Origin of the sequence: Pleomorphomonas diazotrophica (assembly GCF_002844595.1) — a bacterium.
Taxonomy (GTDB): domain Bacteria; phylum Pseudomonadota; class Alphaproteobacteria; order Rhizobiales; family Pleomorphomonadaceae; genus Pleomorphomonas; species Pleomorphomonas diazotrophica.
Genome location: NZ_PJNW01000017.1, coordinates 75017 through 101147 on the forward strand (window position 1 = coordinate 75017; position 26131 = coordinate 101147).

The following is a 26131-nucleotide window of genomic DNA, read 5'->3' on the forward strand; positions in this document are numbered from 1 at the left end:
GTGTCGGCCGCTTGCGCGTCGCCACCTTTTGGGCAAGACAGGAAGCTAACCCGGCCGATCATGATGCGAACCATGCCCATTCTCCGCCTTCTTGCTCTGGTCCTCGCGCTGGTTCTTCCCGCCGCCGCGTCGGCGCAGACGGCGCCGGCCGTCCCTTCCTTGCCGCAACTCACAGCTCCGGCCCAGCCGGCGACGCCGGGAAGCACTGCACCGGCTTCCACGCCCTCGCCGGAAGCGGCCAAGGCGCTCGCCGACATCCTGAAGGACGATGCTGCCCGCGCCGCGTTGATCGGCGAGCTCGAGCGGCTGGCCCAGCCCGTGGCGGCGGGGAACCCGGCCGCGCCTGCCGATGCGGCCAGCACGGAGCCCGCCGACGCGTCGGCGGTACCGCTGGCGCGTGAGATCGGGTCGGTGACCCAGGATCTTTCACGGCAGGTGGTCGATGTCGTGCTGAAGATCGGCCGAGGCCTCGGCAATCTGGCACGGCTCTTCGATGGGAGCGCCGCCGTCAACTGGGAGGGCGTGCGAGAGCAGGGGCTGGCGCTGCTGATCCTCGTCGTTTTTGCCTTCGCGACGCTGAACATCGCCCGCTTCATTGCCCGCTGGCCGCTCGGCGCCGTCGAGAGGGTTGCCAAGGACAAGCCGTTGCCGCGCCGGGTGCTGTGGAGCGGCCTTGCCTTGCTCATCGACTGGGCGGTGATCGGCTTCGCCTGGTTCGCAACCTCGGCCTATGCCATCGCCGCTTCCGGAGGCGGCCGCATCGACCTGATGCAAAGCCTGTTCATCGACGCCTTCGTGGTGATCGAGTTCCTGAAAAGTTGCCTTGCCGCCGTTCTCCAGCATCGCCGGCCGTCCTTGAGGGTCTTCAATCTCGAGCCGACCACGGCCCGCTTCTGGTACCTCTGGCTCAGCCGGCTGATCAGCTTTCTCGGCTACGGCGTGCTGGTCGCCCACCCTCTGGTCAACAAGGCGATCGGCTTTTCGGTGGGCATCGGTTTCCGTCTCGCTGTGGTGCTGCTCACCCTCATTGGCGCCACGCTGCTGGTGACCTTCAAGCGCGACGAGGTACGGAACGGCCTCTTTCCCTTGCTCGAACCGGTGAGGAGTACGGTGCTGCGCACCATACTGGCCCTGCTCATTCACGGCTGGCACGTCATCGTCATCGTCTATCTCGCCGTGGCTTTCGTCCTGTGGGTGAGCCGGCCGTTCGACGCCGTTGACTACATGGCCTGGGCGACTGTCGAGACGGTCTTCGCCATCATCATCGGCGGCATCGTCGACAGCTTGCTTTCCCACGCCATTTCCGGCGGCATCCGCTTGCCGGCCGACGTCAAGAAGACCCTGCCGCTTCTCGAGGCGCGGCTCAACATGATGGTGCCGCTGTTCTTCAGGGCCGTGCGCATGCTGCTGGTGGCGGTCGTCGCGGCGGTTCTGCTTCAGAGCTGGGGCGTCATCGATCTCATCGCCTGGTTCCAGTCCGATGGCGGCACCGAGGCCGTCGGCCGCATCCTGTCGGCGGCGATCATCGTGCTGGCGGCCGGCGGCATCTGGCTGGCCGCCTCGAGCTGGGTGGAGTACCGCCTCAATCCCTCGCTTGGCCGCATCACCAACGCGCGTACCCGCACGCTGCTGTCGCTGTTCCGCAACGCCTTTTCGATCGTTCTGGTCATCATTGCCGCCATGCTGACGCTGTCCCAGCTTGGGGTCGATATCGCGCCGTTGGTGGCCGGTGCCGGTGTCGTCGGCCTCGCCGTCGGCTTCGGCTCGCAGAAACTGGTTCAGGACATCATCACCGGTGCCTTTATCCAGTTCGAGAATGCCATGAATGAGGGCGACGTGGTCACTGTTGCCGGTCTGACCGGTGCGGTCGACCGGCTGACCATCCGGTCGGTCGGCATCCGGGATGCCGACGGCGTCTACCACATCATTCCCTTTTCCTCGGTGACCAGCGTCTCCAACGCCATGCGCGGCTTCGCCTTCGCAACGGCGTCGGTCAACGTCGCCTATGCGACCGACCTCGATGAGGCGAAGTCCGCCATGCGGGAAGCCTTCGATCGGTTGATGGAAGGGCCGAAGGGCGCCGTCATCCTGGAACCGCTCGACATCTGGGGCGTCGTATCATTCACAGCGGCTGGCGTGGTGATGAAGGCGCGCATCAAGACGCTTCCCGGCGAGCAGTGGGGAATCGGACGCCTTTACAACGAGCAAGTCAAGAAAGTGTTCGACGAACGTGGAATAACCTCGTCCTTCTGATTGCCGGGTGCCGCGCCGGCAACGGCTGGCGTCTCTGCCTATTGTTGAAAAAGACATTTGCGTTTGACGGCCGGCGTTCTAAATGAAGGGCCTCAGGCGGGGCAGCGCTCCGCCCTCCCCAGATGGAGATGACAGGACTTGAGCTCTCCCTCCGACGACGACAGCAGCGTGGAAACGCCACCGGGGCGGTTTGCGCGTGCGTTGCGGTGGGTCGGCCCGGTCATCGCCGTGGTGCTGATTGCCGGTGCCGTCTGGGTGCTGTGGGACATGGCGACCAAGATGTCCCTTGCCGACATCCGTACCGCCGTGGTGACACTGCCGGTCCACCGCTTCGTGCTGGCCTTCGTCTTCACCTTCTGCGGCATCGGTGCGCTGGCCACCTATGACCTCCTAGCGCTTCACGCGCTCAATTACACGAGCTCGGTCAGCCTGACGCGAGCGGTGTTCGGCGGCCTCATCGCCAACGTGTTCGCCAACACCCTGGGCTTCCCCTTGCTGTCAGGTGGTGGTGCCCGCTATCGAATCTACTCGATGGTCGGCGTCAGCTTCTCGGTGGTCGCCCGGCTGATCGTCATGAGCTGGTTGACCATGTGGTCGGGAATCCTGTTCGTGCTCGGGCTGGCGCTGACGCTGGAGCCGACGACCCAGTTTCCGGTCTTTCCCCATCACTATATCGACCGGCTGGTCGGGCTTGTCATCTTGGTGGCATTGACCGGGTTCATCGTCTGGCTGGCCAAGAAGCGGCGGGCGATCCGCGTGAGCGGCATGGTGGTGCGGATGCCCAAGGCCAAGCCGGCCTTCCTGATGGTGCTGGCCGGTGCGTTCGACCTGCTTGCCGCCTGCGGCACGCTCTATGTGTTGCTGCCGCCCGATACGGTGCCAGATGCCGCCCGCTATCTCGTCACCTATTCCATCGCTTTTCTGGCCGGCATGGCGGCCAACACGCCCGGCGGCGTCGGCGTGTTCGAGGCGACGGTGGTCACCGGGCTCGGCATCCCCCATCGGCCAGACGTAGCGGCCGCGCTGATCCTGTTCCGCCTCATCTATTTCGTGGTGCCGCTGCTCTTTGCCCTGGCGCTGCTGGCCTTTCTGGAGGGACGTCACCGTCTCGCCGTGCGCCGGGCGCGGCGTGAGGACGTGTGAAATCGTCATCGCCGAATGAGACCGAACCGCGATGTCGTCTGGAAGGCTTGTTCCGCGCTCCATTCCGGATCACAAGTCACCGTCTGCCGCCCCCGAGCCGCGTTGCCCGAGTGCCCCAATGAGCCATCAGCCTTCGCCGAACGCCTTTGCCCACCGGCCCTATCTCCTCTACTGGCTGGCCCGCCTGTTCGCCACCTTCGCCATCCAGATCGTCGTGGTCGCCGTCGGCTGGAAGGTCTACGACCTCACCCGCGATCCGATGGCGCTCGGCTATGTCGGGCTGATGCAGTTCCTGCCGGCCTTCCTCCTGGTGCTCATCACCGGCACGGTGGCCGACCGCGTGTCGCGGCGCCTCATCATCATCGCCTGCTTTGGCATCGAGGCCGCCGCAGCCGTCTGGCTGTTCGTACTGTCGTGGACGGCGTCGCCAAGTGTCGCTCCGATCTATGTCATCCTCCTGGTGATGGGCATCGCGCGCGCCTTCATGGGGCCGGCCATGCAGTCGGTGGTGCCGAACCTCGTGCCCCGAGAGGCGCTCGCCAACGCCATCGGCTGGGTGTCGTCATCCTGGCAGGTGGCGGCCATCGGCGGACCGGTAGCTGGCGGCCTGCTCTATGGGATTTCCGAACTGGTCGCCTTCGGCACGGCGGTCGTGCTGCTCGCCGCCGCGGTAGGATTGATGCTGGCGATGCCGCCGATCACCGTGAAGCAGGGTGAGAAGGAGCCGGCCTGGCAGGCCGTTTCTGCTGGCTTTCGCTACGTCTTCTCCAGCCGGATCGTGCTCGGCGCCATCTCGCTCGACCTGTTCGCGGTCCTGCTCGGCGGCGCAGTGGCGTTGATGCCGATCTACGCCTCCGACATCCTGGTGCTCGGCCCGACCGGTCTCGGCATGATGCGAGCGGCGCCCGGCGTCGGCGCCATCCTGGTGGCGGCGCTCCTGGCCCGGTTTCCGATCCGGACGATGGCTGGCGTCAAGATGTTCCTGGGCGTAGCGGTGTTCGGTCTCGCCACCGTGGTGTTCGGCGTTTCGATAACGCCCTGGCTGTCGATCCTCTGCCTCGGCCTGATGGGTGCCGGCGACATGATCTCGGTCTATGTGCGCGAGACGCTGATCCAGCTTGCCACGCCCGACGAGCTGCGCGGCCGCGTGTCGGCGGTCAACATGGTGTTCGTCGGTGCGTCCAACGAGCTCGGCGAGTTTCGCGCCGGCAGCATGGCGGCGCTGATCGGCACCGTGCCGGCGGTGGTGTTCGGTGGCGTTGGCACGCTCGTCGTTGCCGGCCTGTGGTCGGTGATCTTCCCCGATCTTCGCCGGGCCGAGAAGCTCGACGGCAGTTGATTGGTTCCTCTGCTATCGAGGAGTGCCGGCCGCAAGGAGGAAGCGAATGTACATCGGGATCGACTGGGGTGGGACGAAGATGGAGGTGATCGGGCTCGATGACCTGGGGGTCGAGCTTTGCCGCCATCGCATCCCGACGCCGCGGGAGGACTATGACGCCTCGATCCGGGCGGTGGTCGATCTGGTGGGCCATGTCGAGACAGCGACCGGCGAGACGGGCAGCGTCGGCATCGGCCTGCCCGGCAGCCCCAACCCGCTGACCGGCCTCATCCGCAACTCCAACGCCTTCTGGCTGAACGGGAAGCCGCTCGGCCGCGACCTCGAGGCGGCCCTCGGCCGGCCGGTGCGGCTTGCCAACGACGGCAACTGCCTTGCCGTCTCCGAGGCGGTGGACGGCGCCGGCGCCGGGCTCGACGTGGTGGTCGGCATCATCCTGGGCACCGGCCATGGCGGCGGCATCGCCATCCGCGGCAAGAGCCACGCCGGCTTTCAGGGCCTCGCCGGTGAGATCGGGCACTATTCGCTGCCCTGGCCCAGGGAAGGCGAGTATCCTGGTCCCCAATGCTGGTGCGGCCGGCACGGCTGCCTTGAGATGTTCTGCTCGGGCACCGGCTTCGAGCTCGACTACAAGACCACCACCGGCGTTGCCCGCAAGGCGTCGCAGGTGATCGAACTCAAGCGGACAGGCGACGCCACGGCCACGGCAGTCTATGGCCGCTATGTCGACCGTCTTGCCCGGTCGCTGGCGCTGATCATCGACCTCGTCGACCCCGACGTGTTCGTGCTCGGCGGCGGCATGAGCAACGTCGGCGAGCTCTACGACGACGTGCCCAAGCTTCTATCGGCCCGCACCAACCTCTGGCAGGGCGAGGGCAGTCGCCTTGTCTTCTCCGACAGCGTGGCGACGCCCATCCGCAAGGCCAGGCACGGCGACAGCTCCGGCGTCAGAGGCGCCGCCTTCCTCTGGAAGGAGTGAAAGGCGGCGCGGCGTTTCCTTACAGGCTGACCCAGCGGCCCGTCTTTCCGGACTCGACGATGGCGTCGAGGATTTTCATCATCTTCACCGCGTCGTTCTGGTCGTAAGCCAGCGGCTCGACGCCCCGGATCGCCTTGGCGAAGGCTTCGCCCTGCAGGCCATATTGGTCGCAGGCCGGTAGGCGGATCTCCTCGATCTCGGCGTCGCCGAGCGCCGTGCCGCGATCGAGGCGAATCACCGTCTCCTGCATTGCCGGGGCATTGAACGGAATCAGCACCTCGATGCGGCCGGCGGAGCCGACGACGTTGACGCGCTGGTGCGGCACGGTCTGCGTGCCGACGGTGAAGGTCAGGTGCCGCCCCTCGCCGAAGTCGAGGATGGCGGAGGTCAGCACGTCGGTGCCGAACTTGGGATCCAGCTCGATCAGGCCGATCACCCGCTGCGGCTCGGCGTCGAACACGAAGCGGGCGGTGACGATCGGATAGACGCCGATGTCCCAGAGACCTCCGCCGCCGTTTTCCGGCTTGTTGCGGATGTTGGCGGGGTCATCGAGAAAATAGGAGAAGAAGGACTGTGCGGCGGCGGGGCGGCCGATGGCGCCGGCACGCACGAGTTCGCGCGTCTTCAGCCACTGCGGATGATATCGGACCATGAAGGCTTCGAGATAGACGATGCCCGGCGGCAGAGCGGCAAGACGCTCGGCATCCCCGGCGTTCATCGCCGCCGGCTTCTCGCAGAGCACATGCTTGCCGGCGCGCGCGGCGGCGAGGGTCAGGTCGACATGGCTGTCATTGGGCGTCGGAATATAGACCGCCTCGATGGTCGGGTCGGCGAACAGCGCCTCGTAGGACCCATGGGCCGTGGGAATGCCGAGGGCGGCCGCCGTTGTCTTCGCCGTTTCGGTGTTGCGCGAGGCGATGGCCGCCACCTCCAGCCAGGGCGTTGTGCGGAAGCCCGGGATTACCTTCTCACGGGCGATTCTGGCTGTGGAAACGACGCCGATACGAACCGGCTTCTGCGTGGACATGTGCGCCTCCCTAAGGTTTTGTACGATTTATAGGGGAGGGCCCTCGGGAAGGGAAGCGGTCAGCCGTTGCCGGACGATCGGTCGGGCGAGGCTGTGAGCGCCGCGTGCAAATGAGCGAGCTCGCCGGTGGTCAGCGCCCGCTTCCGCTCGGTGGCCGCCCGCCGTACCGCCTCGATGAGCGGTGCGGCAAGCTGCGGGGTGAGCGCAACGCCGCGACTCGCCAGCACATGCGCGAGCGCCTGGGCGCCGGAATGCTTGCCGACGACCACCGAGTGCTGGCGTCCGAGCAACCGGGGGTCAAGGCCCTGATAGGTCTCGGCTTCCTTGAGAAGCCCGGCAACATGCAGGCCGCTCTCATGGGCAAAGACGTCGCGGCCGACCACGGCCTTTCCAGGCGGCACGCCGCGACCGGATGCGGTCGCGACCATTTCGGCCAAGGATTTCAGCGACGGGAGGTCGATGCCGGTCGAGTGGCCATCGAGGCGGAGGAGGGCGACGGCCACCTCCTCCAGCGCCGCGTTGCCGGCCCGCTCGCCGAGACCGAGCACGGTGACGGAGGCTTCCGCGCAGCCGGCACGCAGGGCGGCGAGCGTGTTGGCGGTAGCAAGGCCGAGGTCGTCGTGGCCATGGAACTCCAGGGCCAGCGAGGTGCGGGCCCTCAAGCCGGCGACCAGCGTCGCCGTGGTGAGCGGATCGAGCACGCCGACGGTGTCGGCGAGGCGAAAGCGCCAGCCGCCGGCGCGTTCCACCGCGTCGGCCATGGCGGCGAGGTGGTCGGGGTCGGCCCGCGAGGCGTCCTCGGCGCCGACTGACACCGAAAGACCGAGGTCGAGAGCCATCGGCACGAAACGGGCGATGCGAGCGAGTGCCTCGCGCCTGTCGATGCCGAGCTTGGCGGCCAGCTGCAGGTCGGAGGCAGGGATCGACAGGTTGATCGCCGGCGCGCCGCTGCGGACGGCGGCCGCGATGTCCTCGTCGCGCATGCGGCACCAGACGGCGATGCGCGTCGGCAACGCCAAACCGACGATGGCGGCGATGGTGCCGACCTCTTCATCGCCCATGGCGGGTGTGCCGGCTTCGATTTCGGCGATGCCGGTGGCGGCGAGCGCTTCGGCGATGGCCAGTTTTTCGGACCGCGTGAAGGCGACGCCCGGCGCCTGTTCGCCGTCGCGCAGCGTGGTGTCGTTGAGGCGGACACAGGTCATGCCACGATCTCCAGGATGCGGGCTTCCCGCGCGATGCCCGGCAGGACGGCGAGAAGGCGGTCGATGTCGGCGTCGGTGTTGCAGCGGGAGAGCGAAAAGCGGATGGTCGAGCCGGCGATATGCTCAAGCCCCATGGCGAGCAGCACGTGGCTCGGCGCGGCCGTGCCGACGGCGCAAGCGGAACCCGAGGACGCGGCGATGCCCAGTTGGTCGAGGCGATGCAGCATCATCTCGGCGTCGGCGCCGGGAAAGGCGAGACAGGCGGTGTTGGCAAGGCGCGCTTCGCGGTCGCCGAGGATGCGTGTGCCGGGGAGCGCTGCGGTGATGCTCGTCTCAAGGCGATCGCGCAGGCGGGCGATGCCGGCCATCTGATCGTCTGCGCGGGCGAGCCGGGCGGCGACGCCGAAGCCGACGATGGCAGGCACGTTCTCCGTGCCGGCCCGGCGGCCGCGTTCCTGGCCGCCGCCGGTGATCAGGCTTCTGAAGGGCGTGCCGCGTCGGATGTAGAGGGCGCCGGCGCCCTTGGGGCCGTGCAGCTTGTGGGCGCTGAGGGAGGCCATGTCGACGCCAGTGGCGGCGATCGAAGGATCAAGTCGGCCGGCGGCCTGCACGGCGTCGGTATGGAAGAGCGCGCCGGCGGCATGGGCGGCCGGTACGAGGTCGGCGATCGGAAACAGCGTGCCCGTCTCGTTGTTGGCGCTCATCAGCGTAACGAGGGCGGTGCCGGGTCCGAGCGCGGCGCGATAGGCGTCGAGATCGAGCCGGCCGGATGCATCGACGGGAAGACGGTGGACGATGAGGCCATCCGTCGCCACGAGGCGGTCGAGCGTTGCCCGGACCGATGCGTGCTCGACGCTCGACGTCACCACCTCGCGCCGGCCGGGCCGGGCGGCAAGCGCCGCGTGAATGGCGGCGACGTTGCTTTCGCTGCCGCCGGAGGTAAAGACGATTTCGTCGGGGCGTTCGGCGCCGACAAGCGCCATTACGTTGCGTCGGGCGGCTTCAACGGCCTGCCGTGCCGCGCGACCGGCGGCGTGGGCGGACGATGGATTGCCCGGCAGGCCCGTGAGCGCCGCCAGCATGGCCTCGGCCACGCGCGGATCGACCGGTGTGGTGGCGTTGGCATCGAGATAGACGATCGCACCGGTGGCCATGACAACCCCAGATGATCAGGCGACGGCGGCGGCGCGGCCGAAGCGCTCGGCGTAGACCTTGCCTACCGCGGTCTCGACATAGTCGTAGGCATGGGCGTCGGTCACGGTGATGCCGGCGGCCAGGAGCGCCTCGCGCGGGCAGTCGCCCACCTTGGCGCAGAGCACTGTGTCGATGCCGTCGAGGGCGGCGATGGTCGGACCGAGCGTCGCATCCTCGCCGAAGCCGCCCATGCAATAGGCGTCGACCTTGCGATGGCCGATAAGCGTGATGCCCTTCGGCCCCGCCTCGTAGACCTGGAACTCGCGGGCGTGGCCGAAGTGTTCGTTGACGCGGGCGCCGCCCTTGGTGGCGACGGCGACGAGGAGGCGGGCGTCGTCGGCCACCGCGTCGATGCACCGGAGGGCATCGTCGCGGGCGGCGCCCCGGTCGCCGCGCTCGGCGGCGACGAAGGCGCGATAGGCGTCGCGGGCAGCGGGGTCGTAGGCGACGGTCTCCGGCAGTCGGTCGAGGATGAACTCCTGGCCGCGATCCTCGCCCAGGAGGCCGATGGCGTCGGCGCGGCACTGTCGGCAGTGGCGCATCAACTTGGCACCGCCCTCGAGCCGGTCCTGCAGGGCCTTGAGTTCGGCCGGCGTCGGCCCGCGCTGGCCGGTAAGCCCGAAATGGGTGCCGTGTGCCGGATCGGAAATCAGCGGCATGACGTTGTGCAGGAAGGCGCCGCGCGCCCGCACCGCCCGATTGACCTCCGGGAGATGATGGTCGTTGATGCCGGGAATCATCACCGAGTTGATCTTCACCAGGATGCCGCGCGCCGTCAGCCTTTCGAGGCCGAGCATCTGGCGTTCGAGGAGGATGGTCGCGGCTTCCAGGCCGGTACGTCGCTTGTGGTCGAAGAAGATCCAGGGGTAGATCCTGGCGCCGATTTTCGGATCGACGGCGTTGATGGTGATCGTCACGTGATCGATGGCCATGTCGGCGATCTCGTCGACATGGTCGGGAAGAGCGAGGCCGTTGGTGGAGAGGCAGAACCTGATGTCGGGGATGACCTTGCGTACCGCCTCGAAGGTGGCGCGGGTGTTCTTCCAGTCATGCAGCGCGTCGCCGGGGCCGGCAATGCCGAGCACGGACAGTTCCGGCACGGCGGCGGCCACCGCCACCACCTTCCGCACGGCCTCCTCCGGCGTCAGGCGTTCGGAGACGACCCCCGGCCGGCTCTCGTTGGAGCAGTCGTATTTGCGATTGCAGTAGTTGCACTGGATGTTGCAGGCCGGCGCCACCGCCACATGCATGCGCGCGAAATAGTGGTGCGCCTCCTCCGAATAGCAGGGATGATCCTTGATCTTTTCCCAGGTCGCAGCATCGATATCGGCGGGTGGGGCCGACGTGCCGCAAGACGAGGATGCACAGCCGCCGCGCCGGGCGCTTGGCGAGGCCGTCAGGCTGTCGAGGGAGACGATCTGCGGGGACATGGGCACTCTCCGAGCGAAACGAGATCGCGCCATGCTCCGCAAGCGATATGCCAAGCCGTAAGCTATTGTTTGTCAGTGTGTTTTTTGGCTGTGCCGTGAAAGCGACATGCCCGGGCGACAGGCTTTGTCGGACTTGCGACACGGCGGCGGCGGGGAATGGGAAGGCTGAAAAGTGTGGGAAATCCAGCTTCGGCGCCTTTTGCATCATTTAGTCAGCAAATATCAGGCAAAACCCTTATTTATCAGTTAGAAGCGGCATACTTTAAAATGCCTCTAAGAAAGGCTTGCAATTCATCCCGGATGTGCCGATAGTGCCGGCCGTCCGTTTCAAACTCACTCGTAACGAGGATAGTCAACATGCTCGGTATTGGCGACAAGCTCCCTTCCTTCACCGTCACCGGCGTCAAGCCCGGTTTCAACAATCACGTCGAAGGGGGCGTCTCCGCATTCGAGGAAGTGACCGAGGCGTCCTTCCCCGGCAAGTGGAAGGTCATCTTCTTCTATCCGAAGGACTTCACCTTCGTCTGCCCGACCGAGATCGCCGAGTTTGCCCGCCTTGCCAGGGATTTCGAGGACCGCGACGCGGTCGTGCTCGGCGGCTCCACCGACAATGAGTTCGTGAAGCTCGCCTGGCGGCGTGACCACAAGGATCTCGACAAGCTGCCGATCTGGTCGTTCGCAGACACCAACGGTTCGCTGACCGACGGCCTCGGCGTGCGTTCGCCGGCTGGCGTCGCCTACCGCGTGACGGTGATCGTCGATCCCGACAACACCATCCAGCATATCTACGGCACCAACCTCAACGTCGGTCGCAATCCGAAGGATACGCTGCGTGTCCTCGATGCGCTGCAGACCGACGAGCTCTGCCCGTGCAACCGCGAGGTCGGCGGCGAAACGCTGAAGGCCGCCTGATGAGCATCGCGAGCCTGCAGGACAGGCTGCCCTCCTACGCCCGCGACGTGAAGCTGAACCTCTCGGCGATTGCCGAGGACGACAGCCTGACGCCGCAGCAGAAGTACGGCCTGTTCGTGGCCTGTGGCCATGCCACGCGCAACGCGGACGTCGCGGCGGCGCTCGAAGGGGAGGCGGCGAGCCACCTCTCCGCCGAGGCGCTGGATGCCGCCCGCGGTGCCGGCGTGCTCATGGGCATGAACAATGTCTACTACCGCTTCCTGCATCTCACCTCGAACCCCGAGTACCGGACCATGCCGGCACGGCTGCGCATGCAGCTGATCGGAAAGCCGGGCGTCGACAAGGTGGACTTCGAGCTGTGGTGCCTCGCCGTTTCGGCGATCAACGGCTGTGGCATGTGCATGGACAGCCACGAGAAGGTGGTGCGCGAGGGCGGGTTGCCGGCCTCGGCGGTGCAGACCGCCGTTCGCTTCGCCGCCATCATCCAGTCGGCGGCGGTGGCGCTCGAGACGGCGGCCGTGGTCGCCGCCTGATCTCGCTCAGCGTTTGAAGCCTTTGCGCCCGGCCGGACATCCTCCGGCCGGGCGTTCCGTTACCACCGGTCGGTGTGTGGCAATCCCTCGAACATCTCCGCGAGGCGCCGGCGCGTGGCGGCGGTGGTTCCCTCCGGGAGATCGTTCGTCGGAAAGAGACCGATCTCGGCGATCTCGCGGTTGGCGATGAAAGCGCGGCGCACCGAGCAGACCGGCACATGATAGAGCGCGACGTGATCGCGACCGGCCATGGCGGGATTGAAGTAGAGGCCGAGGAAGCGGGCTGGCCCCGCGGCTTCGTAGCCGGTTTCCTCCAGCAGCTCGCGGCGGGCGGCGGCCTCGGCCGTCTCGCGGGCGTGTACGCCGCCGCCGGGAAAGTGCCAGCCGGACACATAGGTATGGCGCACCAGGAGCACGCGCCCCTCGTCGAAGGCCATGGCGCGCACGCCCAGCGTGGTGCCGCCCCACAGGCGGACGAGCAGGGATCGGGCTTGCCCGACAAGGGGTTGCGCCGCTTCGATCAGGCGGTTTGCCACCATGAACTCCTCACGCCGCCCCTGGTTTGAAAGTCGACAAACTTCCGAACAGGTGCTTTAGCCTTTCGTCTAGGTCATACTTTGGGTTAACCAGTTTTAACTCAAAGGAAAGCTCAGTGTTTAGCCTCATGGCAAAAACATTGTGCATTTGTTATAGCTTTCATGTGAAAGAGAAGTCGCTCGTGGTTTCTCTCAACAACCTCTGAAGAAGGCCATCATGTTTTCCCTCTTCCGCCGTCGCTTCAACCGTGCCCATCGTTATAGTTGGGTGTCGGCCGTCGACGCGAACAATCCCCATATCGTCGCCGCTGTGCTGACTTTCTGGGGGCGTTAGTCCGGATCGGACGCGCAACGGTTCGAGGCGTGAACCAACTTCGTGAGCATACCATTCGGGGCGGATCGCCGGGCGGCGGTCCGCCCCTTTTCTTGGTCGCCGAGCCATCCGTCTTTACCGACAAGCAGGCATCGGCTACCCAAGGAACATGTTTCGCCTGATCCATATTTCCGATCTGCATCTCGGCCCGCTGCCGGAGGCGCGTCTTCGCGATCTCGCCTCCAAGCGCATCATCGGCTACGTCAACTGGCATCGCAATCGGTCGCGCGCCTTTGGCGACGACGTCGAAGCGGCGCTGATCGCCGCGATCGCCGCCGAGCGGCCGGACCATATCGCCGTGACGGGTGACCTCGTCAACATCGCGCTCGCCAACGAGTATGCCACGGCGTCCGCCTTCCTGGCGCTGATCGGATCGGGTAACGTGGTCAGCGCCGTTCCGGGTAATCACGATGCCTATGTGCCGGGTGCGGCACGCCGGGCGCGCAAGGCCTGGGCGGCCTACATGACGGCCGACGCCGGTGAGGCGGAAGGCTGGCCCTATGTGCGGCGGCGGGGTGATGTCGCCATCGTCGGCGCGTCGTCGGCGGTGGCAACCGGGCCGTTCATGGCAACCGGCACCTTCTCGGAGAAGCAGGAAGAGCGGCTGGCGACGGCGCTTGACAAGCTCGGCCGGGCCGGCCTCTGCCGGGTGGTGCTGATCCATCATCCGCCGGTGAAGGGGGCGACCGCCTGGCACAAGCGGCTGTCTGGAGCCTCGCGCTTCCGCAAGGTGATCGCTCGCCATGGGGCCGAGCTCGTGCTGCACGGCCATACGCACCAGCCGACGCGGCTGTCGCTTGTCGGCCCGAAGGGCGCCGTACCGGTGATCGGGGTTCCTGCCGCGACACAACGGCCGGACGGCGACCATCCGGCCGCCGGCTTCAACCTGTTCGACATCGAGCGAACCGATGCAGGCTTCCGGATGCGTCATCGGCTGATGCAGGCGATGGCGGGGGGCGCCTTCGTCGAAACGCGCAGCGAGGAAATCCTCAGCCCGGCACCATGAACCAGGCATAGGCAACGAGGCCGAGCGCACCGACGGCGAAGCCGGCCAGGAAGACGATCAGCGCCCAGATCAGCGTCGATCCCCGGTCATTCGCCTCACCGGATACCGCGCTGCCGGTCTCGTCACGGTCCAATGCGACGGTCCGCAGCTTGCCAAGAAGCGCGTCGCTCTCCATGGCCCGCTCGCGTTCGATCACTCGCTCGGCGATGTAGTCGATCACCGCGTCGGCGGTGTCGTCGAGGTCGGCGCTCTCATGCAACGTCAGGCGGCCGAGACGGGTATCCTTCAGGAGGCGGTAGGAGCGGCGGTCGCGCGCCATGACGACATGCGTGGTGGGGTCGATCCACAGGCGCGGCGGCGTCGAGCCGGCCACCTTGCAGATGAAGTAGGCATCGTCGGTGGGCAAGTCGGAGAACACGCCGGCGAGTTCCTCGGCCAGCAGCTCCAGGCGCGCCCGGTCGCCTTCGTGCAGGTCGGCATAGGCGTCGGCCCGCTCGCTCTCGGCGATGCGAACGCGGCGCACGGCGTCGGAAAGACGCCGGACCTTGCCCTCGCCGGTCTTGTTGTCGCCTGCCTCGCCGCCAGTCATGGGTCATCCTGCCGATTGGGCCCGGATTCGGACCGATCCTGTAAAAGCATACAGGGATGGCGAAATTAGGACTAGCTTAACCATTCCATTGCCCACAGCGCTTGGCCGGGGACCGGCAAGCGCGCCGACCTCAGTGACGTCAGGAGACCGCCGGCCAATGCTTTAACCTGATCGGCGGAGGCTCAGGTAGGGCTTGCCGACCGGCCACGCGTGGTGTTTGAAGTCTTTCCTGATGCCATGTGCCGCGCGACGGCCGGCGGCGAGGAGGAAGATCATGAAGCCCGTTTTCATCCAGTTGCAGTGCGCCCCCGGCCGGACCTATGCCGTAGCGGATGCCATATATGCTCTTGAGATCGCGTCGGAGCTCTATTCGACGTCGGGCGAATACGATCTTCTGATGAAGGTCTACGTCGATGCGTCTGCTCATGACGACATCGGCAAGTTCATCAACGAGAAGATCTCGTCGATTCCGGGCATCGTGCGGACGCTGACGACGCTGACTTTCCGGGCATTCTGAGGAAGAGCGGGATCGCCGGTCAGCTGCCGCTGCCGCCCTGGAGCGCCAGCCGGGTCGCTCCGATGATCGGGCCGGGCAGTCCGTCTTTCTTGGCTTGAACGATGACTGCGAGGCCGGCGGTCCCTTCGGGCGCCACGTCGGCGAGAGGCAGTTCCAGCGTCATGGCCTCGCCGGACCAGAGGCCCACCACCTGCATGCGGTCGACGACATTGACGTAGGTGACGGCAAGATCACGGTTCTCGCCGGAGGCGATGTCCACCGTTTTGGGCGGCAAGTAGCCGGCAATCCATACCGAAGCCTCGCCGTCATAGTCTCTTGGGGGCAGGGTGACGACGATGCGGTCGTTGCTGATCCGAGTGGTAATGGCAAGGTCGGGTGTCTCGCCATTGTCGCGCATGACGTCGAGCGACGCGCGAATCTCGTCTTCGCGGCTGCCGATCACCGCGTCACGGCCGTTGAGCACCACCTGCGGCGTGAAGACGGCGTGATCGAAGCGGGCCTTGGCATACTCTCGCTGGCGACGGGTGAACTCCGGCTTGGCGTAGGTGTCGCGCCAGCCGAGATAGTCCCAATAATCGACGGCGAAGGTGAGAGCGACGGTATCGGGGTCCTTGGCGAGACGGGCGAGAACCTTATCGGCTGGCGGACAGGCCGAACAGCCTTGGCTGGTGAACAATTCAACAAGGTCGGCTGCCATGGCACTGCCGCTGCCGACTGCTAATGCGACGCAGCATGATGCCATGCCGCGAGCAAATCCGCCGAAGGTCCCCCGCCATAACATGGTATCCAAGGCCAACCTCTTCGCCTTTGTTCTTTGCTGTGGCAAGGAATACGACAGCAGCGAACGACGATCCACTCACGAGTGCTTGACCGAACCAATCGGTCAACGCAACGCTCCGGCCGATGATCTCACCGACTCACGCGGGATTTCGGAGGGCAGTAACCTCGATTTCGATCTTCATTTCCGGGCGAATGAGGCCGGCGACGACCATGGTGGCCGCCGGTCGGATGTTCGCAAACCAGCGCCCGACGACGGAGAACACCGGATCGGCATAGGCGGCATCGGTGACGATGTAGCGGACGCGAACGACGTCGGACAGAGAAAAACCGACCTCGCCGAGCGCCCGGGCGATGGTGGCCATGGCGTTCTCGGCCTGTGCCGAGACGTCGTCCGGCATGGTCATGGTCGCATAATCATAGCCGGTGGTGCCCGAGACGAAACACCAGGGGCCGTCGGCGACGGCGCGCGAATAGCCGGCAACGGTCTCGAAGGGCGAGCCGGTTGAGATGAGTTTGCGCATGGGAGCTCTCGCAGAAAAACGCCCTCCCAGGGGAGGGCGGTTCTGGAAGATATCAGGCCCAGGGATGAACGGTGGCGTTCTTCGCCTCGAAGGCGGCGATCTCCGACGCCTTCTCGAGCGTCAGGCCGATATCATCGAGGCCGTTCAGCAGGCAATGCTTCTTGAACGGATCGATGTCGAAGGACACCGCACCGCCGTCCGGGCCCTTGATGACCTGATTGACGAGGTCGACGGTCAGCGTGGCGTTGGCGCCGCGCTCGGCGTCGTCCATCAGCTTCTTGAGGTCCTCGGGCGAGACCACGATCGGCAGAATGCCGTTCTTGAAGCAGTTGTTGTAGAAGATGTCGGCGAAGCTCGTGGAGATGACGCAGCGGATGCCGAAGTCGAGGAGCGCCCAGGGAGCATGCTCGCGCGAGGAGCCGCAGCCGAAGTTGTCGCCGGCCACCAGGATCTCCGCCTTGCGCCAGGCGTCCTTGTTGAGCACGAAGTCGGGGTTCTCCGAGCCGTCTTCGCGATAGCGCATCTCCGAGAACAGGCCCTTGCCGAGGCCCGTGCGCTTGATGGTCTTGAGATACTGCTTGGGGATGATCATGTCGGTGTCGATGTTGAGGATCGGCAGCGGCGCGGCCACCCCGGTGAGCACGTCGAATTTCTGCATGATCTGTCCTTTCCCGAAGCGAGCTGTCAGGCGGGGATGAGGCCGGTCGCGGCCGGCCGTCCCAGCATCAGGTTGAGGTTCTGCACGGCGGCGCCGGAGGCACCCTTGCCGAGGTTGTCGTAGAGCGAAACGATCAGCGCCTCGTCGCCGGCGGCATCGGTGAAGACAAAGAGGCGCATCTCGTTGGTGCCGTTGAGGGTTCGCGGATCGAGGCCGGGGAGGCGCTCGATCGCCTCGAAGGGCATCACCTTGACGAAGGTCTCGCCGGCATAGCGGTCGGCCAGCAGCTCGTGGATCGCCCGTGCCGTGAGGCCAGGCGCCACCGCCCAGAGGCGAAGCGGCACGAAGGTCAGCATGCCCTGCGCGAAATTGCCCACCGACGGCTGGAACTGCGGCGCGTGGCTGAGGCCGGTGTAGGCGGCCATCTCCGGTAGATGCTTGTGCTTGAAGGTGAGGCCGTAGGGCATCAATGGGGCGGGATCGGCGGCGGAGACGTAATCTTCCACCATCTTGCGTCCGCCGCCGGAATAGCCGGACACGCCGTTGTAGGTCAGCGGCGCGTCGGCGGGCAAAAGGCCGGCATCGATCAGCGGGCGAATGCCGGCGATCAGGCCCTGCGGCCAGCAGCCCGGATTGGAGACGCGCTTTGACCCGGCAATCGTCTCGGCCTGGTCCTTGGCCATTTCGGCAAAACCATAGGCCCAGCCGGGCGTCACGCGGTGTGCGGTGGAAGCGTCGATAACGGCCGTGCGATCGTTGTCGATGAGGCTTACCGACTCTTTCGCAGCGTCGTCGGGCAGGCAGAGAATGGCGACGTCGGCGGCGTTGAGCAGCCGGCGGCGTTCGTCCATGTCCTTGCGCTTGTCCGGGTCGATGGTCAGCAGATCGATGTCGTCGCGGGCGGCGAGACGGTCGCGGATCTGAAGGCCGGTGGTGCCTGCTTCGCCGTCGATGTAGATCTTCGCCCGCGTCATGGTCGTTGCCCGGAACTGGCCGGCTGCTGCCGGCACGTGTTGGAAAGTCCGCCGCGGCGGGGCCGGGCGGAGTGCCGAGAGGCTTTACCATCATCGGTCGCTGCTGTCATGCGCCTTGAACAGCGTCAAGGGCCAGCGCAGCCGGGTTCAGGCCGGCAGGATGTAGGTGACCGCGAGATAGGCGCAAAGGCCGACGGCCAGCACCAGCGCCAACCCGCGTGCGATCTTGCGCGCGAAGATGACATCGGGATCGTCGTTGTCGTTGGCGGGGTCGTCGAACTGCATGGCTCCGGCCCGTGGAGTGGTCTCGCCTGTATATAATCGCCCCGGCGGCCGGGCCAAGCGAACAAAAGGGCTTGCATCGGGGTTGACCTTTGGCCGACCCTTGAGATGCCCCTTCCGCCCGGTCCGGCGATTCCTCTCCGGAGGGCCGTGCCGGACGGCAACGCCGATGAGGTTGCCATGGCCAGGCTGTTCACCGCCCTCGAAATACCCGCCACGGCCGGCTTCCACCTGTCGCTCCTGAAAGGCGGCCTGCCCGGCGCGCGCTGGATCGACCCGGCCAACTATCACGTGACGCTGCGCTTCATCGGCGATATCGATCACCGCACCGCCGACGAGGTTGCCGCCGCGCTCGACCGCGTCTATCGACCGCCCTTCGAGCTCAGCCTCAGGGGGCTGCACTGCTTTGCCTCGGGGCGCGTGCCGCACTCGCTGGCCGTCAAGGTGGAGCCGACCGAGCAGTTGATCGAACTGCAGGCCGAACACGAGCGCATCATCCAGCGGCTCGGCCTGCCGGCCGAAGGGCGGCGCTACATTCCGCACGTCACCCTGGCCCGCTTCAAGGGCACCACCTCGACCGACGTCGCCCGCTGGCTGTCGGAGCATGGTGACTTCGTCGGCCCGCGCTTCCCGGTCGACCGCTTCGTGCTCTATTCGTCGCGCGCGTCGGTGGGCGGCGGCCCCTATCTCGTCGAGGAAGCCTATCCGCTGGCCGCCTGATCCATTTCAGGCGCGCAGCTTGTCCACGAAGCCTTCGGTGCGAGGCGGCGGAGATCTGCGACATTCTGTCGGTCCATGCCGACGATCAGGTCGAAGTCGGAGAAGTCGGCTGTCCTGACCTGACGGGCGCGTAGCGGCATCAGGTCGACGCCATGCTTGCGCGCGGCGGCGATGGTGCGGCGATCGGGCGGTTCGCCGGCATGCCAGCCGCCGGTGCCGGCGCTGTCGACGCGGATGCGGTTGGCGAGGCCGGCGGCCGCGAGATGGTTCAGCATCAGCCCTTCGGCGGTGGGCGACCGGCAGATGTTGCCAAGGCAGACGAACAGGATGGAACGCAACGGTCTCGGTCCTCTTTGGGAGAGGGGGTTTTCGCCGCGCCGTGGCTTGCGGTCAAGATGATCCCGACCAATAGTCGGCATTCCCAAGATCGGAGTGTGCCGACATGGACTTTCTGCCGACGATGAGCGTGCTCGTCGCCTATACGCTGGCGGTTCTGGCGCTCAACTACACGCCCGGGCCCGATATGGCGATGTTCGTCGGCACGGCGATCACCCGCGGCCGGCGGGCGGGCATCGCGGCCTTTCTCGGAACCAGCACCGGCATTCTCGTCCATACGCTTCTGGTCACCTTCGGCCTTGCGGCGCTGCTGGCCGCCTCGCCCCTCGCCTTCGACGCGCTCAAGGTGATCGGCGCGCTCTATCTGTTCTACGTCGCCGTCGGCGCCATCCGTCACGGCAGCCGCTTTGCGCCGGAAGGCGGAGCGTTGCCGCCCGAGCCGGCCGCCCGGCTCTATCTGAAGGGGCTCGCCGTCAACGTGCTGAACCCCAAGGTCGCGCTGTTCTTCCTGACCTTCCTGCCGCAGTTCGTCGAGCCGGGCGACCCAGCCGCTCGTGGCAAATTGCTCTTTCTCGGTCTGTGGTTCCTCCTGGTGTCGACCTTGTCGACCCTGCCCCTGATCCTGGGGGCGAGCGGCGTCGCCGCCTTTCTCAAGGCGCGGCCGCGGGCGATGCGGACCATCGACTATGTTTTCGCCGGGGTGATGGGCGCCTTCGCGGTGAAGCTCGTCACCGCCCGTCTTTAGGCTCACGTGGCCGGGTCAGGAAGACGCCGTCGACGCCGGCCATGCGGCCGGCCACCAGCCAGTAGACGAAGCCGCCGACAAAACCGGCTGCGACGAGAATGGCGATCTGTCGCGGCTCGCCTTGCAGCGACCGCATCATCGGCGCCAGGCCGAGGGACGGCAGGAGACCGAGAAAGCCACCGGCAAGCAGGTAGATCAGCGCGGTGCGCAGGCGAAACACCTCGGTGACCAGGATGACCACCGCCCACGGGGCGAGTGCCATGGAGCCGAGATAGCTGGCGGTCATGGCGGCACTGATGCCGAAACTGCCCCAGAACCATGCGCTATCGGCCGGGTCGGCGGGCATGAAGCCGACCGAAGCGGTCAGCATGAACACGGCGGCGGCGGCCACCGCCAGGATGAAGCCGATCAGCGCGGCAAAGATCCGGCCGATCGCCCGCATCAGTCCTCTCCGTGGCCGGCCACCATGGCGCGCATGGCAAGGTCGGATTCGCTGAGGCCCATTTCGAGCCTCAGACGCTCGGTCTTCCTCAAACGCTCGCTCTCGCTCTTCAACTGGCCACAGGCGGCGGCGATGTCGCGGCCGCGCGGCGTGCGGATCGGCGAAGCATAGCCGGCGTCGTTGACGAACTGGGCGAAGGCCTCGATCGTTTCCCAGTCGGAGCACTCGTAGGCGGTGCCCGGCCAGGGGTTGAAGGGGATGAGGTTGATCTTGGCCGGAATGCCCTTGAGCAGCTTCACGAGGTCGCGGGCGTCTTCCAGGCTGTCGTTGACGCCCTTCAGCATCACATACTCGAAGGTGATGCGGCGCGCATTCGACAGGCCGGGATAGGCGCGGCAGGCGTCCATCAGCTCTTTCAGCGGATATTTCTTGTTGATCGGCACCAGGACGTTGCGCAGGTCGTCGCGCACGGCATGCAGCGAGATCGCCAGCATGCAGCCGATCTCCTCGCCGGTACGAGCGATGTTCGGCACCATGCCGGAGGTGGAGAGCGTGACGCGACGCTTCGATAGCGACAGTCCGTCGCCGTCCATGATGATGTGGAGCGCCTGCTTGACGGCATCGAAATTGTAGAGCGGCTCGCCCATGCCCATCATGACGACATTGGACACGAGGCGCCCCTCGCTCGGAATGGCCGCTTCGGCGTTGGGTGCCACGTCCGGATAGTCGCCGAGCCGGTCGCGGGCGATCAACACCTGCGCGACGATTTCCTCGGCGGTGAGGTTGCGTACCAGCATCTGCGTGCCGGTGTGGCAGAAGGCGCAGTTGAGCGTGCAGCCGACCTGCGAGGAGACGCAGAGCGTGCCGCGACCCTCTTCGGGAATGTAGACGGTCTCGACCTCCACCGGCTTGCCGGCGCCGCGCGAGGGGAAGCGCAACAGCCACTTGCGCGTACCGTCGGCCGAAACCTGTTCGGTGACAATTTCCGGCCGGCCGACCACATAGGCGGCGTCGAGGCGGGCGCGCAGGTCCTTGGCGACGTTGGTCATCGCCGAGAACTCGCGCACGCCGCGCACGTAGATCCAGTGCCAGAGCTGGGTGACTCGCATCCGGAGCTGCCGCTCCTCGACGCCGATGGCGAGGAGGGCTTTCGCCATCTCGACGCGCGTCATGCCGACGAGCGACGGCTTTTCCGTCGCGACGGCGGGCGAGGCGGCAACAGGGCTGTGGTCGATGAGGGTCGACATGGGCGTTCGGTCGGTCCTGATGAGGTTGGAAGGCGAAAAATGTCCGCCTCAAAAGCAAGAACGGCCGCGGACGTCACCGTCCCGACCGTTCCCGGTTATGCGAAGCTATAGCAGAAACCAGACCGGAACCCAAGCCAGCGGCGGCAAAGCAGCCGTCCTGCTGACGCAGGACTCTATTTACGGCCTCAATCGCCGGCGGGCGTCCCGCCCTTGGCTCTCGCTCCGCTTCCGTCTTTCGGGCTTTGCCACGAAAGACCCGCTACGCGCGGCGCCGCTTGGCGCCGGAAGCCGCCGATGGCGGCTTCGAGTTCATGCTGGCCTCAGTCGCCGGCGGGACTCCGCTTGGCGCCGGAAACCGCTTCGCGGCTTACTGGCACTCGCCGTCGATGCGCTTCAGGGCGGCGCTGACGCCCTTCAGCGAATAGGTATCGGTGGTGACGGTGCCACGGCGCGACGTACCGGTGATCACCATCTCCGAGCCGCCACGCATGGCGGTGATGAAGCGGTTTTCCTCGGCGGGGTTGTCGACCCAGGCGCCCTGGTCCTTGGTGTACATGCTGAAGGTGGCGTCGCCGATCTTGACGGTGGTCTTGGAGCCTTCCTTGTAGGGATAGCCTGTTATCACCGAGATCTCATGCTTGACGCCTTCCTTCGGGCGATTGGTGATGAACATGAACACCGGGTCACGGTTGACGCCCTGCGGCAGCGTGGTGGTCGGCTGCGTCGCCGCGTAGCAAACCTTGGCGCCGGCATTGTTGTAGGTGTAGGTGGCCCAGCTCTCGAACGTCTGGAGCGGCGTGGGCGCCTTGGTCTGCTGCTGCTGGGCGCCGGCGAGGGTCGTCGCGCCGAGCAGCAGTGCGACGGCCAAGCCGAGGGTGCGTGCGTTCGTCATCTAATCACCTTGGGTCTTGTCGTGGGACACGGATGCGCCCACCGAGGCGGTCCGCATGAAGCCTAAGGGAAACGTTAAGGCGTCATGGTTACCAAAGTGTTGCTCCGGCGTTTCGATCTGTCGGGCAAGGACGGCCATGGGCGCTTCACGTTATCGCGGCGCGAGGCTTGGCTGGAAATCGGGCGACAATGCGGCCGGTCGTCCGTTGCCTTTCCGGTTCCACGAGTTATCCGGTTTTTTCAGCCGCGAGACGGTCGAGCGCGGCGCGGGCGGCGACACGATGCCGCTCGCCGATGTTGCGCCGAACCAGCCCGATTGCCGTGACGAGCACGGTAATGTCATCGGAGAAGCCGAGGCCCAGGACAAAGTCCGGCAGGAAGTCGAGCGGCACCACGAAATAGGCGAGCGCGGCGAACAGCGTCGCCCGCACCGATGCCGGCGTTTCCGGATCGAGGGCGCAATAATAGGCGGCCACCACCTCATCGATGAAGGGAATGGCGGTGATGGCCTTCCTCACCGTCTTCCAGAAGCGCGAGCGGACACGGGCCTCGTGGCCTTCGGCCGGGCCGATGATTTCAGGGTCGGGGTAATGGGCTTTGCGCATGGCGTCGAAATGGGAAGCGGGGCGGCCCCTGTCAACGGTCGAGCCGGTAGATGGGCATGCGACCGTCCCTTGCCGTGAAGATCCGGGTTTCAAGGGCACCGAGCGGTTCGATGCGATCCGGGGCGATGCCGAGCGCCGCCGGATCGACTTCCGTGACCAGAAGCGCCGGGCCGTGCTCGGTGGGGTCGTAGGGAATGGTCATCTGGAACTGATCGGCCGGCGCCGCACCGGGCGCGACATGGGCGCGAACGGTAAGGCCGCTGTCGCGCAACTCGTAGAGCGTTTCCGACGTCATCGGACGCCCGACGGTGACCACGGTGGTGACGCCGGCCGCCCGGGCGGCGGCGGCGAGCTTGTCGCCATAATCGGCCCAGTAGAGCAGGCGATGCATCTGCCGGGGCTTCTCGGGCAGCGGCACATGGCCGACGAGGCCGACGGCGACGGCCAGCGCCACCGCCGCTGTTCCGTTGAGGGCTGCCGACAGCTTCATCAGGCCGCGCCAGCGGCTGTCGCACAGCACGGCGCTCGCGAAGATGACGAGCGCCGGGAAAGCCGTCGCCGCCCAGTTGCCGTGGAGTTTCGCGAAGGCGGCGTTGACGCCGATGACGATCAGGATGGGCAGGCTCAGCCACAGCATCAGCCGGTCGGCGGACGGCTTTCTCGACCGCCAGCCGAAGACGGCGGCGACGATGGTAACGACGAACAGGATCGGGCCGGGGATGGCGGCCTGCCCGCCGAGATACTCGAGGATCTTGCCGAACTTGAAACCGATCGCCTCCCAGCCGGCGTTGTCGCCGGTGTGGTGGAAGGTGACGAAGCCGTTCTGGGCGTTCCAGATCAGATTGGGCAGGAAGCCGGCAAGGCCGCCGAGGAGAGCCACCCAGGTGGCGCCGGTGCGCAGGAACAGGCGCCGGTCGGCCGTCGCCAGGAAATAAACGAGCAGCGAGGCCGGCAGATAGATCATCGCGTATTTGGCATTGAGGCCGACGGCGACCGTACCGGCGAGATAGAGCGCGCGGGACAGCGAGGCCTTTTCGAGGAACAACGCCGTGGCATGCAGGCCGACGCACCAGAAGAACATCAGCGGCACGTCGGTGTTGAGGAGCAGCGACGACAGGCTGACCGCCGGCATGGCGATGTAGGCGAGGGCGCTCCAGAAGGCGATGCGGCCGTCATAGAGACGGCGGGCCGCAAGGAAGACGAACCAGGCGGCCGCCGCGTGCAGGATGGGGGCCGGGGCGCGGACACAGGCGACGCCGTCGCCGCAGATCTCGGTGGTGCCGCGGATCAGCCAGGCGATGAGGCCGGGCTTGGTGAAATAGCCGAAGGCAAGATGCCTGGACCAGGCCCAGTATTGCGCCTCGTCGTAGCTGAGCTCGAAGCCGCTCAGGAGGAGGGCGGCAAGGCGGAGCAGCAGGAACGCGGCGATGACCAGGAGGGTCGGCTTCGTCCAGTCCCGGTCGGGGGTCGTGTTGAGGTCGGTCATGCTCGGCTCGGCTGGCGGCGGGGTGGTGGCGGTTTATCAGGCGCGATCGTGGCCGGCAAATGACCAATCTCCAGCCTTGCACGGCCGGCGCAGTCGGTTAAATTGCCGGCGATCCTTTCGAGCCGCCGGCCAGCCTCCTAACGACCGCAGCGGTTTTCACCTCCACGGAGTTTCCATGAAAAAGGGCGAAGTCAAGAAAGTCGTGCTGGCCTATTCCGGCGGCCTCGACACGTCGATCATCCTGAAGTGGCTGCAGACCGAACTCGGCGCCGAAGTAGTGACCTTCACCGCCGACCTCGGCCAGGGCGACGGCGATCTGGAGCCGGCCCGCAAGAAGGCCGAGATGCTGGGCATCAAGGAGATCTTCATCGAGGACGTGCGCGAGGAGTTCGTCCGCGACTTCGTCTTCCCGATGTTCCGCGCCAACGCCGTCTACGAAGGCGTCTACCTGCTCGGCACCTCGATCGCCCGGCCGCTGATCTCCAAGCATCTGATCGACATCGCCCGGAAGACCGGCGCCGACGCCATCGCCCATGGCGCCACCGGCAAGGGCAACGACCAGGTGCGCTTCGAGCTTTCCGCCTATGCGCTCAACCCGGACATCAAGATCATCGCCCCCTGGCGCGACTGGACGTTCAAGAGCCGCACCGACCTGATCGACTTTGCCGAGAAGCATCAGATCCCGATCGCCAAGGACAAGAAGGGCGAGGCGCCCTTCTCGGTCGACGCCAACCTCCTGCACTCGTCCTCCGAGGGCAAGGTGCTGGAGGATCCCTCGCAGCCGGCGCCCGAGTACGTCCACATGCGCACCATTTCCCCTGAGGAAGCGCCGGACAAGCCGACCGTCATCACCGTCGGCTTCGAGAAGGGCGACGCCGTCTCGATCAACGGCAAGCGCATGAGCCCGGCCGAGCTGCTGACGGCGCTCAACACATACGGCCATGACAATGGCATCGGCCGCCTCGATCTGGTCGAGAACCGCTTCGTCGGCATGAAGTCGCGCGGCGTCTACGAGACCCCCGGCGGCACCATCCTGCTCGCCGCCCACCGGGCGATCGAGAGCATCACGCTCGATCGCGGCGCCGCTCACCTCAAGGACGAGCTGATGCCGCGCTATGCCGAGCTGATCTACTACGGCTTCTGGTTCGCGCCCGAGCGCTACATGCTGCAGGCGTTGATCGACAAGAGCCAGGAAAACGTCGAGGGCGAGGTGACGCTGAAGCTCTACAAGGGCAACGTCATCGTCACCGGCCGCTCGTCGCCGAAGACGCTCTACTCGTCAACGCTGGTCACCTTCGAGGACGACCAGGGTGCCTACGACCAGAAGGACGCCGCCGGCTTCATCAAGCTCAACGCCCTGCGCCTCCGCACGCTGGCCAAGCGCGATCGCGGCTGAGCTTCCAGGCGCTGC

General features: G+C 66.2%; 28 protein-coding genes. 11 read left to right on the forward strand and 17 right to left on the reverse strand.

All coding sequences use genetic code 11. The features are described 5' to 3' along the window. The first annotated feature begins 72 nt into the window (after positions 1 to 72). From CXZ10_RS19440 to CXZ10_RS19455, 4 genes are all read left to right on the forward strand, one after another. Entirely contained in the window at positions 73 to 2253 is a 2181-nt protein-coding gene (locus tag CXZ10_RS19440; RefSeq protein WP_180336085.1) for a mechanosensitive ion channel domain-containing protein, read from the forward strand. Positions 2254 to 2391: 138 nt separating this feature from the next. Beyond that, entirely contained in the window at positions 2392 to 3396 is a 1005-nt protein-coding gene (locus tag CXZ10_RS19445; RefSeq protein WP_143741569.1) for a putative bifunctional lysylphosphatidylglycerol flippase/synthetase, read from the forward strand. A gap of 118 nt (positions 3397 to 3514) precedes the next feature. Continuing rightward, positions 3515 to 4735 (forward strand): MFS transporter, encoded by a 1221-nt coding sequence (locus CXZ10_RS19450; protein ID WP_101291029.1) that lies wholly within the window; start codon positions 3515 to 3517, stop codon positions 4733 to 4735. A gap of 46 nt (positions 4736 to 4781) precedes the next feature. Beyond that, positions 4782 to 5711 carry an ROK family protein gene (locus CXZ10_RS19455; RefSeq protein ID WP_101291030.1) on the forward strand — a complete coding sequence of 310 codons (930 nt, stop codon included), beginning with the start codon at positions 4782 to 4784 and terminating at the stop codon, positions 5709 to 5711. A 19-nt stretch (positions 5712 to 5730) separates the two neighbouring features. Here CXZ10_RS19455 and CXZ10_RS19460 read toward each other — a convergent pair whose 3' ends face one another. The 4 genes from CXZ10_RS19460 to nifB are packed head-to-tail and all read right to left on the reverse strand — an operon-like array spanning position 5731 to position 10567. Continuing rightward, a complete protein-coding gene (locus tag CXZ10_RS19460; protein ID WP_101291031.1) occupies positions 5731 to 6738 on the reverse strand; it encodes a Gfo/Idh/MocA family protein in 1008 nt (335 codons plus the stop codon). Positions 6739 to 6797: 59 nt separating this feature from the next. Beyond that, positions 6798 to 7943 (reverse strand): homocitrate synthase, encoded by a 1146-nt coding sequence (nifV, locus tag CXZ10_RS19465; RefSeq protein ID WP_101291032.1) that lies wholly within the window; start codon positions 7941 to 7943, stop codon positions 6798 to 6800. Next, complete coding sequence (locus tag CXZ10_RS19470) at positions 7940 to 9097, reverse strand: cysteine desulfurase family protein (protein ID WP_101291033.1); 1158 nt, start codon at positions 9095 to 9097, stop codon at positions 7940 to 7942. Before CXZ10_RS19470 ends, nifV begins: the two co-directional genes overlap by 4 nt. Positions 9098 to 9112: 15 nt before the next feature. Then, positions 9113 to 10567 carry a nitrogenase cofactor biosynthesis protein NifB gene (gene nifB, locus CXZ10_RS19475; protein WP_101291034.1) on the reverse strand — a complete coding sequence of 485 codons (1455 nt, stop codon included), beginning with the start codon at positions 10565 to 10567 and terminating at the stop codon, positions 9113 to 9115. Between the two features lie 357 nt (positions 10568 to 10924). On the opposite strand from nifB, the gene CXZ10_RS19480 reads away from it, so the two are divergent. Then, positions 10925 to 11479, forward strand: a complete 555-nt coding sequence (locus CXZ10_RS19480) for a peroxiredoxin (protein ID WP_101291035.1) — start codon at positions 10925 to 10927, stop codon at positions 11477 to 11479. Continuing rightward, positions 11479 to 12012 carry an alkylhydroperoxidase, AhpD family gene (ahpD, locus tag CXZ10_RS19485; RefSeq protein ID WP_101291036.1) on the forward strand — a complete coding sequence of 178 codons (534 nt, stop codon included), beginning with the start codon at positions 11479 to 11481 and terminating at the stop codon, positions 12010 to 12012. The genes CXZ10_RS19480 and ahpD overlap by 1 nt, the downstream gene beginning before the upstream one ends. 59 nt (positions 12013 to 12071) lie before the next feature. Here ahpD and CXZ10_RS19490 read toward each other — a convergent pair whose 3' ends face one another. Continuing rightward, positions 12072 to 12551: an NUDIX domain-containing protein gene (locus CXZ10_RS19490; protein ID WP_101291037.1), complete on the reverse strand. Its 480-nt coding sequence runs from the start codon at positions 12549 to 12551 to the stop codon at positions 12072 to 12074. A 479-nt stretch (positions 12552 to 13030) separates the two neighbouring features. Here CXZ10_RS19490 and CXZ10_RS19495 point away from each other — a divergent pair, with 479 nt between their 5' ends. After that, on the forward strand, positions 13031 to 13927 hold the full coding sequence (locus tag CXZ10_RS19495) for a metallophosphoesterase family protein (RefSeq protein WP_101291038.1): 897 nt from the start codon (positions 13031 to 13033) through the stop codon (positions 13925 to 13927). Here the strand turns inward: CXZ10_RS19495 and CXZ10_RS19500 are convergent. Beyond that, positions 13911 to 14516: a hypothetical protein gene (locus tag CXZ10_RS19500; protein WP_101291039.1), complete on the reverse strand. Its 606-nt coding sequence runs from the start codon at positions 14514 to 14516 to the stop codon at positions 13911 to 13913. The two genes, CXZ10_RS19495 and CXZ10_RS19500, sit on opposite strands and share 17 nt — an antisense overlap. Positions 14517 to 14790: 274 nt before the next feature. Here CXZ10_RS19500 and CXZ10_RS19505 point away from each other — a divergent pair, with 274 nt between their 5' ends. Continuing rightward, a complete protein-coding gene (locus CXZ10_RS19505; protein ID WP_101291040.1) occupies positions 14791 to 15033 on the forward strand; it encodes an Lrp/AsnC ligand binding domain-containing protein in 243 nt (80 codons plus the stop codon). A gap of 19 nt (positions 15034 to 15052) precedes the next feature. Here the strand turns inward: CXZ10_RS19505 and CXZ10_RS19510 are convergent, their stop codons facing one another. The 5 genes from CXZ10_RS19510 to CXZ10_RS21635 form a co-directional block, all read right to left on the reverse strand. After that, complete coding sequence (locus CXZ10_RS19510; protein ID WP_180336086.1) at positions 15053 to 15730, reverse strand: DUF1223 domain-containing protein; 678 nt, start codon at positions 15728 to 15730, stop codon at positions 15053 to 15055. Positions 15731 to 15950: 220 nt separating this feature from the next. After that, complete coding sequence (locus tag CXZ10_RS19515; RefSeq protein WP_101291042.1) at positions 15951 to 16334, reverse strand: RidA family protein; 384 nt, start codon at positions 16332 to 16334, stop codon at positions 15951 to 15953. 52 nt (positions 16335 to 16386) lie between these two features. Further along, entirely contained in the window at positions 16387 to 16992 is a 606-nt protein-coding gene (leuD, locus tag CXZ10_RS19520) for a 3-isopropylmalate dehydratase small subunit (RefSeq protein WP_101291043.1), read from the reverse strand. A gap of 26 nt (positions 16993 to 17018) precedes the next feature. Further along, positions 17019 to 17966, reverse strand: coding sequence for an N-acetyl-gamma-glutamyl-phosphate reductase (argC, locus tag CXZ10_RS19525; protein ID WP_101291044.1), 948 nt, complete (start codon positions 17964 to 17966; stop codon positions 17019 to 17021). Positions 17967 to 18113: 147 nt separating this feature from the next. Continuing rightward, entirely contained in the window at positions 18114 to 18251 is a 138-nt protein-coding gene (locus CXZ10_RS21635; RefSeq protein WP_180336087.1) for a hypothetical protein, read from the reverse strand. 177 nt (positions 18252 to 18428) lie between these two features. Here CXZ10_RS21635 and thpR point away from each other — a divergent pair, with 177 nt between their 5' ends. Next, positions 18429 to 18968 (forward strand): RNA 2',3'-cyclic phosphodiesterase, encoded by a 540-nt coding sequence (gene thpR / locus CXZ10_RS19530; protein WP_101291082.1) that lies wholly within the window; start codon positions 18429 to 18431, stop codon positions 18966 to 18968. Here thpR and CXZ10_RS19535 read toward each other — a convergent pair. Next, positions 18950 to 19306 (reverse strand): low molecular weight protein-tyrosine-phosphatase, encoded by a 357-nt coding sequence (locus CXZ10_RS19535; RefSeq protein WP_342212714.1) that lies wholly within the window; start codon positions 19304 to 19306, stop codon positions 18950 to 18952. The genes thpR and CXZ10_RS19535 overlap by 19 nt on opposite strands. 104 nt (positions 19307 to 19410) lie before the next feature. Here CXZ10_RS19535 and CXZ10_RS19540 point away from each other — a divergent pair, with 104 nt between their 5' ends. Beyond that, positions 19411 to 20049, forward strand: a complete 639-nt coding sequence (locus tag CXZ10_RS19540; RefSeq protein ID WP_101291046.1) for a LysE family translocator — start codon at positions 19411 to 19413, stop codon at positions 20047 to 20049. Here CXZ10_RS19540 and CXZ10_RS19545 read toward each other — a convergent pair. From CXZ10_RS19545 to CXZ10_RS19565, 5 genes are all read right to left on the reverse strand, one after another. Further along, positions 20033 to 20491, reverse strand: coding sequence for a hypothetical protein (locus CXZ10_RS19545; RefSeq protein ID WP_101291047.1), 459 nt, complete (start codon positions 20489 to 20491; stop codon positions 20033 to 20035). The two genes, CXZ10_RS19540 and CXZ10_RS19545, sit on opposite strands and share 17 nt — an antisense overlap. Further along, entirely contained in the window at positions 20491 to 21738 is a 1248-nt protein-coding gene (gene rlmN / locus CXZ10_RS19550; RefSeq protein ID WP_101291048.1) for a dual-specificity RNA methyltransferase RlmN, read from the reverse strand. The genes CXZ10_RS19545 and rlmN overlap by 1 nt, the downstream gene beginning before the upstream one ends. Before the next feature lie 367 nt (positions 21739 to 22105). After that, positions 22106 to 22630 (reverse strand): invasion associated locus B family protein, encoded by a 525-nt coding sequence (locus CXZ10_RS19555; RefSeq protein WP_244617117.1) that lies wholly within the window; start codon positions 22628 to 22630, stop codon positions 22106 to 22108. Between the two features lie 226 nt (positions 22631 to 22856). Further along, positions 22857 to 23234 carry a YkvA family protein gene (locus CXZ10_RS19560; protein WP_101291049.1) on the reverse strand — a complete coding sequence of 126 codons (378 nt, stop codon included), beginning with the start codon at positions 23232 to 23234 and terminating at the stop codon, positions 22857 to 22859. Positions 23235 to 23265: 31 nt separating this feature from the next. Continuing rightward, positions 23266 to 24720 (reverse strand): ArnT family glycosyltransferase, encoded by a 1455-nt coding sequence (locus tag CXZ10_RS19565; protein WP_101291050.1) that lies wholly within the window; start codon positions 24718 to 24720, stop codon positions 23266 to 23268. A 175-nt stretch (positions 24721 to 24895) separates the two neighbouring features. On the opposite strand from CXZ10_RS19565, the gene CXZ10_RS19570 reads away from it, so the two are divergent. Beyond that, positions 24896 to 26116: an argininosuccinate synthase gene (locus tag CXZ10_RS19570; RefSeq protein WP_101291051.1), complete on the forward strand. Its 1221-nt coding sequence runs from the start codon at positions 24896 to 24898 to the stop codon at positions 26114 to 26116. The last annotated feature ends 15 nt before the right edge of the window (positions 26117 to 26131 follow it).